This window comes from Niveispirillum sp. SYP-B3756 (assembly GCF_009495745.1).
Lineage (GTDB): Bacteria > Pseudomonadota > Alphaproteobacteria > Azospirillales > Azospirillaceae > Niveispirillum.
Genome location: NZ_WIDQ01000037.1, coordinates 1 through 8020, shown reverse-complemented (window position 1 = coordinate 8020; position 8020 = coordinate 1). Strand labels below are relative to the sequence as shown.

10 protein-coding genes and 1 pseudogene are annotated in these 8020 nt (G+C 59.0%); 7 read left to right on the top strand and 4 right to left on the bottom strand.

The genetic code is table 11. The annotated features are described in order from the left end of the window. Positions 1–168 precede the first annotated feature (168 nt). Complete coding sequence (locus tag GE253_RS25440; protein ID WP_348770955.1) at positions 169–1086, bottom strand: nucleotidyl transferase AbiEii/AbiGii toxin family protein; 918 nt, start codon at positions 1084–1086, stop codon at positions 169–171. Then, positions 1073–1903 carry a type IV toxin-antitoxin system AbiEi family antitoxin domain-containing protein gene (locus GE253_RS25435; protein WP_153206952.1) on the bottom strand — a complete coding sequence of 277 codons (831 nt, stop codon included), beginning with the start codon at positions 1901–1903 and terminating at the stop codon, positions 1073–1075. Before GE253_RS25435 ends, GE253_RS25440 begins: the two co-directional genes overlap by 14 nt. A 331-nt stretch (positions 1904–2234) precedes the next feature. Here GE253_RS25435 and GE253_RS25430 point away from each other — a divergent pair, with 331 nt between their 5' ends. Genes GE253_RS25430 through GE253_RS25405 form a run of 6 tightly spaced genes read left to right on the top strand, consistent with a single transcriptional unit; the run spans position 2235 to position 6719 of the window. Beyond that, the gene (locus tag GE253_RS25430) at positions 2235–2540 is read left to right on the top strand and encodes a hypothetical protein (protein WP_153206951.1); all 306 of its coding nucleotides are present in this window, start codon (positions 2235–2237) and stop codon (positions 2538–2540) included. Further along, positions 2537–2902 carry a helix-turn-helix transcriptional regulator gene (locus GE253_RS25425; RefSeq protein ID WP_153206950.1) on the top strand — a complete coding sequence of 122 codons (366 nt, stop codon included), beginning with the start codon at positions 2537–2539 and terminating at the stop codon, positions 2900–2902. Before GE253_RS25430 ends, GE253_RS25425 begins: the two co-directional genes overlap by 4 nt. Beyond that, complete coding sequence (locus GE253_RS25420; RefSeq protein ID WP_211101602.1) at positions 2899–3804, top strand: ImmA/IrrE family metallo-endopeptidase; 906 nt, start codon at positions 2899–2901, stop codon at positions 3802–3804. Before GE253_RS25425 ends, GE253_RS25420 begins: the two co-directional genes overlap by 4 nt. Continuing rightward, positions 3797–4651, top strand: a complete 855-nt coding sequence (locus tag GE253_RS25415) for a hypothetical protein (protein WP_211101601.1) — start codon at positions 3797–3799, stop codon at positions 4649–4651. The genes GE253_RS25420 and GE253_RS25415 overlap by 8 nt, the downstream gene beginning before the upstream one ends. Next, positions 4648–5796, top strand: a complete 1149-nt coding sequence (locus GE253_RS25410) for a nucleotide kinase domain-containing protein (protein ID WP_211101600.1) — start codon at positions 4648–4650, stop codon at positions 5794–5796. The genes GE253_RS25415 and GE253_RS25410 overlap by 4 nt, the downstream gene beginning before the upstream one ends. A gap of 17 nt (positions 5797–5813) precedes the next feature. Next, positions 5814–6719, top strand: a complete 906-nt coding sequence (locus GE253_RS25405; RefSeq protein ID WP_153206949.1) for a nucleoside triphosphate pyrophosphohydrolase family protein — start codon at positions 5814–5816, stop codon at positions 6717–6719. Here the strand turns inward: GE253_RS25405 and acpS are convergent. Further along, on the bottom strand, positions 6716–7150 hold the full coding sequence (gene acpS / locus GE253_RS25400) for a holo-ACP synthase (RefSeq protein ID WP_153206948.1): 435 nt from the start codon (positions 7148–7150) through the stop codon (positions 6716–6718). The two genes, GE253_RS25405 and acpS, sit on opposite strands and share 4 nt — an antisense overlap. Before the next feature lie 47 nt (positions 7151–7197). Here acpS and GE253_RS25395 point away from each other — a divergent pair, with 47 nt between their 5' ends. Beyond that, positions 7198–7932 (top strand): deoxycytidine triphosphate deaminase, encoded by a 735-nt coding sequence (locus GE253_RS25395; protein WP_153206947.1) that lies wholly within the window; start codon positions 7198–7200, stop codon positions 7930–7932. Here the strand turns inward: GE253_RS25395 and GE253_RS25390 are convergent. After that, a pseudogene (locus GE253_RS25390) lies at positions 7907–8020 on the bottom strand (IS5/IS1182 family transposase); the annotation flags it as partial. The gene GE253_RS25395 and the pseudogene GE253_RS25390 sit on opposite strands and share 26 nt — an antisense overlap.

The window sequence follows — 8020 nt, the reverse complement described above, 5'->3', positions numbered from 1 at the left end:
CATTCATCGACGGGTTCTATAATCCCATACGGCGACACTCGGCCTTGGGCTACAAAAGCCCTATCCTGTTCGAGGCCGCCGCCTGACGGCGAGAAAATGGCTCTCCACTTTGCCAGGGCAAGTCCAAGCTGCTTCTGCATCTCAGGCGGGGGCTATCGGATATTATGGTCAGGATGACAGTGCTGTACCCAGTTGATCAACAAGACGTGCCCGGACAGTCTTGGCAAGCTTGTCCAGGTTCAACTGCTTCCACCGCACGGCTGGCAGGTTCGCAGCTTCAGGAAGCCCGACGAGGCTCCAATCCGGCTCCCCGCGCTTGAACCGCAGCAAGAAGTCCCGATGCGCGGCCGGCATCCCGCCGATGATCGTCGCAATCAACGCCTCCCGCGCCGCCGCCAAGTCCTCAAGAGCGACGGGCTCTGTCGTCATGCCCTCGAAACCCTGCGCGAACTCTTGGGCTAGGTCCTTGCGACGGGGTGCCACCAGTTCAAATATCAACCGGTCATGGCTGACCAGGTAGACGATGAAGGCGCGGCGCAGTTCATCATTGATGCCCTCGTTGGCCAGCAGGTCCTTGATGTCGAACAAATCCCGCGGATGTTGCCGATCGAGTGCCGCCACGATCTTTCCAGCATAAAGATCGGCGAACGAGACGACCTGCATTTCGGCAAAGCCGAACGCCTCCTCCACCGTAGCAGACACGGAGCGCAGTTCCGAAGCGAAGACGCAGCCACGCAGAACGGGCGTCACCTCGATCTTGATCTGGGCATCCCCCCGGTGCACGGTCAGCTTCGTGACAACCCTCTCGCGTGTGTTCAGGACTTCGGTGACATGAGCACCGCGCAGTCCCTTGCGGATGGCAGCGGCGATCCGCTTCATGCCGGCATCGATCGCAGACAGGGATTCAGGACGCCCGGCCACCGGCAGGTAGGTCAGGTCGATGTCGACCGACAGGCGGGGCATGTCGCGGACGAACAGGTTGATCGCCGTGCCGCCCTTCAGCGCGAAATCCTCTTCCGCCGCAACGAATGGCATCACGGCGATCAGGAGTGCGACCTGCACCCGATAGCGATCAGACAGGGGCACCAAGATCCTCCGGCACGGTTATCAGATATTTCGGATCAAGCCGGCCACCCTTGACCAGCATGCGCTTACCGCTGCCGAGCGATATACGGTCCCGGTCGATCCGGTTGAGCCAGCGATGGCCATGTCGTTCGGCGAACCAGAAGAACAGCCGCTTGGCCTTCACGCTGCGGCAATCTTCCAGCAGCTTCTGGAGACGGGTTGGGCTGAGCGTGCGCAGCCCCTCCGCGATCACATCGACATTGTGGAATGTCTCGCGTTTCGGCAGTTCATCCAGCAATTCCAGAAAGGCCCGTTCAGGTGTGGAAACCAGCAGAGGCCATTGCGCGTTCATGGATAGCGGGCGCACATGATCCCCGGTTCGTTCATGGTCATCGCCACCTGCCAAGCTGAGCGGCCCCTCCGCGGCAGTCGCTGCACTGAACAGGGTCTGGGCCTTGTGGAAGATGAAGCGCTCCTTGAAAGGCAGTTTCGCAAGCCAGCCTGGAGGGGGTTCGTCACCATAGAGGTGGATGCTCGCCGGCCCGCTGGCGGAGACGTAGTGACCAAACCCTTGCAGTTCAAGCGCGGTCCGGCCGCCCACGATCAAGGGATGCTTCATCAATGCTTGCAATGAGATGACGGCTCTTTCCCAGGTCAGCTTGCCAATTGGTCGCTTATAGGTGCCACGAACCGGCTGTACCAGCCAGCCGGCGGCGACATACTGGCTGCGGAGGCTGGTCGAATAGCCGTGCCGCTCCATCCAGGCCGCATCTACCAGCAGCCCGTCAGGGAGCGTCCGCTCCAGTAAGTTTAACTTTCCTATCCTTTGCTCAGTCATACTTGGCAAAATAGCATAGTTTCAAACTGTGCTCCAAGGTTCAAGTTTATGGCTGCTTACAAAGTATAACTTTGCAAAATTCAACTTCTGTAAACTTATAGCCCATTCATATGGCATCTCACAGGAGGAGCAGCCAATGGCCATTGCGGTCTTTCCGCCGTTCCGGTCGCTGCTCCGATAGCGAATACGGCTACGAACGGCGTGTCCGGAAAGCGCCCATTTGGTCGTTCATTGGGATGGAGTTGGCCACCGGAAACAGACAAGCAACAGGGAGCTTGACTCTCAGGATTGGTAAGAATATCTTACCACATGTCAGATCAAGGAGGCGACCATGGACCCCATCGCACTCAAAGAGAAGCTGATCGTCGTGCTCGGTCAGATTCAGGCCGATAGCGGCTTAGAATGCCCGTCGCTTACTGGGGCTACCAAGCCCATCGAGAACCTGCCGAAGTTCGACAGCAAGGTATGGCCTGTCGCGACCACCATTCTTGCCATCGAGATCGGTGCGACTATCCCAAACGACGTCAATATCTTCGTCGACGAGACGACAAAGCTCCCGCGTTCCATCGACGAGACCGTCGCCTTCGTCTGCAACCTGCTCAAGAAGCATAACGAGACAGAAGCGGCAGCAGCATGACTGAAATCGATTCCACCAAGCGGACACAGATTGCCGAGCGGCTGAAAGAGGCGCGTAGGCTCGCGGGTCTGTCGCAAGGTAATGTCGCCAAGATGCTCGGTCTACATCGTCCCTCTGTAAGCGAGATCGAAGCCGGCAATCGCCGCGTTTCAGCTGACGAGCTTGCCCGGCTCGCCGAGATTTATGACGTCAACGTCGCTTGGTTGCTGGGCGAGGCGCCCGAGACGATTGACGCCCAGGACCCGCGGCTCGAACTTGCGGCACGCGAACTCTCTAAACTCAAGTCCGATGACCTGGAACGCCTGCTGAAGCTATTGGCCGCGATGCGCAGCGATTCCACTACGAACGGAGGCGACCGTTGATTGACGTTGTGCGCACTGCCAAGCCTAGCTTCAACCGTCGCGCTCTTGCGACCCAAGCCATGCAAGCCGCCACGGCGACGCGGGCAAAGGGTAAGCTAGACCAGGTCGGCCCGATCTGCATCTACGGGCTGTGCGAAACGCTTGGCGTCGCGGTGCGTTTCAACAACATCAACATGGAAGGGATGTATCAGCGTGACACACCTCCGCGCATCCATCTTTCCGCCCGACGGCCCCTGCCGCGTCGCGCCTTCAATTGCGCTCATGAACTCGGCCATCATGTCTTCAAACATGGGTCGTCGATCGACGAGCTACGCGAGGACGCGAAAGCTCAGCCCTGGGACGACCCAAAGGAGTTTCTGGCTGACACCTTCGCGGGTTTCATCCTCATGCCGATCATCGGCCTGCGGCGCGCCTTCTCAGTCCGCGGGTGGAATCCGGAAACGGCAACGCCAGCGCAGATATTCGTCATCGCCTGCGAGTTCGGCGTTGGTTATGCGACGCTCCTCACCCACCTCTCGGTGGGCGTGAATCTGCTCACCCGTGGCCGCGCTGCCTTTTTGCAGCGGGTTACGCCGAAGGCGCTGCGTATGGACATTCTCGGGACGCTGACGCCTGAGCCGCTGATCATCATCGACCGCCATCACTCGGCGCCCACCCTCGACGCAGAGGTCAAGACACTGCTTCTTCTGCCGCACGACACCGAGGTGGCGGGCGGCGGCCTCTTTTTCGAGCGCGATCTCCCAGCAGGACGCTTATTCCGAGCTGTCAAACCAGGGATATTTCAAGCAGTGGCCGGAGAATGGGCCGTCTTCGTGCGCGTAGCTCCGGTCCAGAAGAATGAGCCCTATGGCTATGTCGGCTTGGCGCAATACCGCCATCTGGAGGAGGACTCGGATGAGTAAGGCGAAGACGATCGTTGCAGCACCTCCCCTGGTGATCGACGATACCAACCTCTCGCGCGCTTGGGCTCGACTGTTACTAAAGGTTCTCGACGGCGCCGGAACGGAGGTTGCGCCATTGGTCCTAAGCCTGACCAGCTTCCGCGAAGACAGATCGGCCGTGGAAGACCCAGCGGTGCGCCAAGCCCTTGATCGCCTACTCAAGAGGAAGGGTCGGCTCGTCGTCGACGACGTTGCTTTCACAATCTTCCCGCAACGCCTCTGGGAGATGTCGCGCGGTGACCGGACCCGCCTTTTCGCACTCTACCGTGCGACATTCCCGCGCTGGCAGGCGATGAACCGCAAGGCTAACGGTCGCGGCCTGTATTTTGAGCGCATAGTCATGTATGGCCGTGGTCCCTGCGACGGCAATCAACTGGAGTGGATTTTGTCTCAGTACAATTCTCGTACCGGCGTGCGGCGCTCGATGCTGCAAGCCACCACCTTCGATCCGGGACGAGACCATGTCGCAAGCGCGCAACTCGGTTTCCCCTGCCTGCAGCAGGTAAGCTTCGAGCCCACCGCGGCAGGTCTTGTCATCAACGCCTTCTATGCCACCCAGCAGATCTTCGATAAAGCCTACGGCAACTATCTCGGCCTGACTCAGCTCGGCGCCTTTATGGCCCATGAGATGGGGATGCCGCTCGCGCGCCTGAACGTCATGGTCGGAGTTGCCAAGCTTGAGCGCATCACCAAAAGCGCCGCCGACTTCGCGCCGTTGGTCGCCGCCGCCCGAGCTGTGGTGGCCCCGCCCGCCGCACCCGCGGCGCGGTCGCTGATCGCCGCAGCAACCGCTGGAGCGATGCTTTGAGCCATAGTTCGCCCAAGGTCCCGACGAAACGTCCGCGTGGCCGCCCCCCCAAGACCCGTTCAACTGATGCCTCGCTGCCGATGGAGTTGCCTGTCGCCGTTCGGCCCACGATAGAGCCTGTCGCGTCTACGCCGATCGTGCTGCGACATCTCGCGCCGGCCAAGGTCTCCGAGGTCTACGAGAGCTATTGGCGTTTCGCTGCCGAACGGCAAGCTGTGTTTTTTCGCCGCGCGCATGGCGAGAAGCGCCCGTGGACAGATAATCCAATGTTGAGAATCTACAAGTTCACCAACGCTTATCGTGCGTCCGACAGGGTCAGCCAATATCTCATCCGGCATGTCATCTATCGCGACGACCTCCCCAAGTCGCCACGCGAAGTATTTTTCCGCATCCTGCTGTTCAAGCTGTTCAACAAGATCGAGACCTGGGAGTTGCTCGAACGCACGCTCGGTCCGATCAGTTTCGAGGACTATCGCTTCAACGTCTATGACACAGTGCTCGCCCGCGCAATGCAGGCCGGCCAGCGCATCTATTCGGCCGCCTATATCATGCCACCGGGTAGCAGCGCTTTCGGACGATCAGCCAAACACCAGAACCATCTTTTGCTGCTCGAACGCATGATGGACGACCGCCTCGGCGAGCGCTTGGCGCAGACCCGCACGATGCAAGAGGGTTTCGAGAAGCTGCGCAGCTATCCGACGATCGGCGACTTCCTCGCCTATCAGTTCATCACCGATATCAACTACAGCGAACTCACTGACTTCAGCGAGATGGACTTCGTCGTGCCCGGCCCGGGCGCACGCGACGGCCTGCGCAAATGCTTCGTCGACCCCGGTGGTCTGAACGAGCCCGAACTTATCCGGCTGATGGCCGACCTGCAGGAACAGGAGTTCGAGCGCCTGGGCCTAGACTTCCAATCGCTCTGGGGTAGGCGGCTTCAGTTGATCGATTGCCAGAATCTGTTTTGCGAAGTCGACAAATACGCACGCGTGGCACATCCGCAGATCGTTGGAAAAACTGGTCGTGTCCGCATCAAGCAAAAGTTCGATCCGACCCCGGAGCCGATCAACTTGTTTTATCCGCCGAAATGGAAGCTCAACGACAAAATCCACGTCGACACGCCGCAACGCACTGCGACAGGATAACGCCTAAGGAAGCGCGCATGGACTTCAACGACTATCAGCAGGAGGCGCTGCGCACCAATCGGGTGCGAGCGAGCGACGACATCAACGACAGCACTGCGTTGATCGTACCCATGCTCGGCCTCGCCGGAGAAACCGGTCAGTTGCTTAGCGAATACAAAAAACATCTACGCGACGGCGAAGCGCACCGGCTGTTCAAGGAGCGGGTTTCCGAGGAATTGGGCGATCTGCTTTGGTATATTGCTAACGTTGCGAGTAAATTCGACCTCTCCCTCTCGGACGTCGCCGCCGCCAACCTCGCCAAGGTCAAACAGCGTTGGGCAACTGAACGCACCGAGCCGCTCACCTTTGACGCTGAGCTTCCGGAGGGTGAGCGCTTGCCCCGAAGATTTGAGGTCGAACTCATCGACCTTGAGGGCAAAACACGCCAGCAGGTACGCGTCCTTATTGACGGCAAGCCATTCGGTGCGGAGCTCACTGACAATGCTTATGATCCAGATGGCTACCGCTTCCACGATGTCTTTCATTTCGCTTATGCTGCCGTCCTGGGCTGGTCGCCGATCACGCGTGCCTTGCTCCGGCGCAAGCGTAAGAGTCAACCGCTGCTTGATGAGGTAGAGGACGGTGGGCGCGCAGCTGTCATCGAAGAGGGCGTATCCGCGCTTGCGTTCGAATATGCGCGACGCCATCGCTTTCTCGATGGCGTCGCCGCCCTCGACTTCCAGCTCCTACGCACGATCAAGGATATGACGTCCCATTTGGAGGTGCGGCAATGCACTACTGGAGAGTGGGAGAGGGCGATCCTGCAAGGCTTTGAGGTTTGGCGTGCTGTATTCGCAGCGCGTGGGGGCCGCGTCGCCGTCGATCTGGACGCGCGGCGCATCACCTTCTTGGGCCAGTCTGCCAGCCAGGTGCCGCAGGCTTAAGCCGACGCACCCAGCGCCAAAACACTCGCCGTAGCCATACCACCGGCATGACTGATACTGAGTAGCCAGCTGGTGATACCTAATGTCTCGGCCACCTTGGCTGCGCCGCCGGCTAGTTGGACCTCTGGCGCGGCGCCAGGTCTGCGATGGATCATCACATCCGTGAAGGCGACACCGGCGCCGAAACCTGTGCCGAGCGCCTTGAGAACCGCCTCCTTGGCGGCGAATCGTCCTGCCAAGCGCTCTACCCGATCGGGTCCATCGCCGATCTCATCTAGTTCGGCTTGAACGAAACATCGCGGAATCAGAGGCGCGCGCGGATCATCAATCCAGCGCTGCATAGCTGCGACGTCGACCAAATCAATGCCGTGTCCGATGACGTTCACAAGAACCGTCTTTCCTTGAACTCGATACCAATGTGCGTCCAACATTAAGGCATGGCGCCATCGAATGATAGGGAACAGGGAGAAGCCAAGCGATGACCAAGCCACTGGCCATGTTCTGGAGTGGGGAAACCTTGAGCGAACGGCTCAAGACGCTGATTGAGCCTTTTGCGCCTGATCGCGTGGACTGCGCCGCCTATACGTTATCGATTGGCCCAGAAATCTATGTCTCGCCAAATGATCAGTCCGTCGACCCAACCACAGTCACAATCCGAAAACTCACCGACGATGAAGCTTTTACGATCCCGCCCGGTCAATTTGCTTTCCTACTTACCGAGGAGATCGTGTCGGTTCCAGCGGATGCCCTAGCCTTCATCTCGATCCGCGCCAAGGCGAAGTTCCGGGGCTTGGTTAACGTTTCTGGCTTTCATGTCGATCCCGGCTATCGAGGCCAACTGACGTTCGCCGTCTTCAACGCCGGTCCCGTGCCGATCCACCTCAAGCGCGGGCAATCGATCTTCCTGATTTGGTATGCGAGCCTCGACTGCGAGACCCGCTTCAAGAAAAACAGCACCCTTCACAAGGGTATCAACCCCGAGCTGGTGACGGCTGTCGCTGGCGAGCTGCAATCCTTCGCTGGTCTTTCGAAAAAGATAAAGGACGTCGACAAAGCACTTGCTGACCGGGTGCATGCCATTGAGAGGGAGCAGACCTACTACCGTGTCGTCGGCGCTATTATGTTGGCGGTTGTGATCATACTGGCAGGGAATTGGTTAAAGGACAATATTTTGTTAGGCCGTAGACTCATAACGACTGACACCATAGCCTGACGGCGACGAGCTTTACGGCAGCTAGGAAGTTCTCGGGTTGTTTGTCGTATCGGGTGGCGATACCTCTGAACTGTTTGATCTTGTTGAA

Coding starts and splice junctions, on each gene's coding strand:
- GE253_RS25415 (WP_211101601.1), top strand. CDS start 3,797: ATGAGTAAGGCGAAGACGATCGTTGCAGCACCTCCCCTGGTGATCGAC.
- GE253_RS25430 (WP_153206951.1), top strand. CDS start 2,235: ATGGACCCCATCGCACTCAAAGAGAAGCTGATCGTCGTGCTCGGTCAG.
- GE253_RS25395 (WP_153206947.1), top strand. CDS start 7,198: ATGACCAAGCCACTGGCCATGTTCTGGAGTGGGGAAACCTTGAGCGAA.
- GE253_RS25405 (WP_153206949.1), top strand. CDS start 5,814: ATGGACTTCAACGACTATCAGCAGGAGGCGCTGCGCACCAATCGGGTG.
- GE253_RS25435 (WP_153206952.1), bottom strand. CDS start 1,903: ATGACTGAGCAAAGGATAGGAAAGTTAAACTTACTGGAGCGGACGCTC.
- acpS (WP_153206948.1), bottom strand. CDS start 7,150: ATGTTGGACGCACATTGGTATCGAGTTCAAGGAAAGACGGTTCTTGTG.
- GE253_RS25425 (WP_153206950.1), top strand. CDS start 2,537: ATGACTGAAATCGATTCCACCAAGCGGACACAGATTGCCGAGCGGCTG.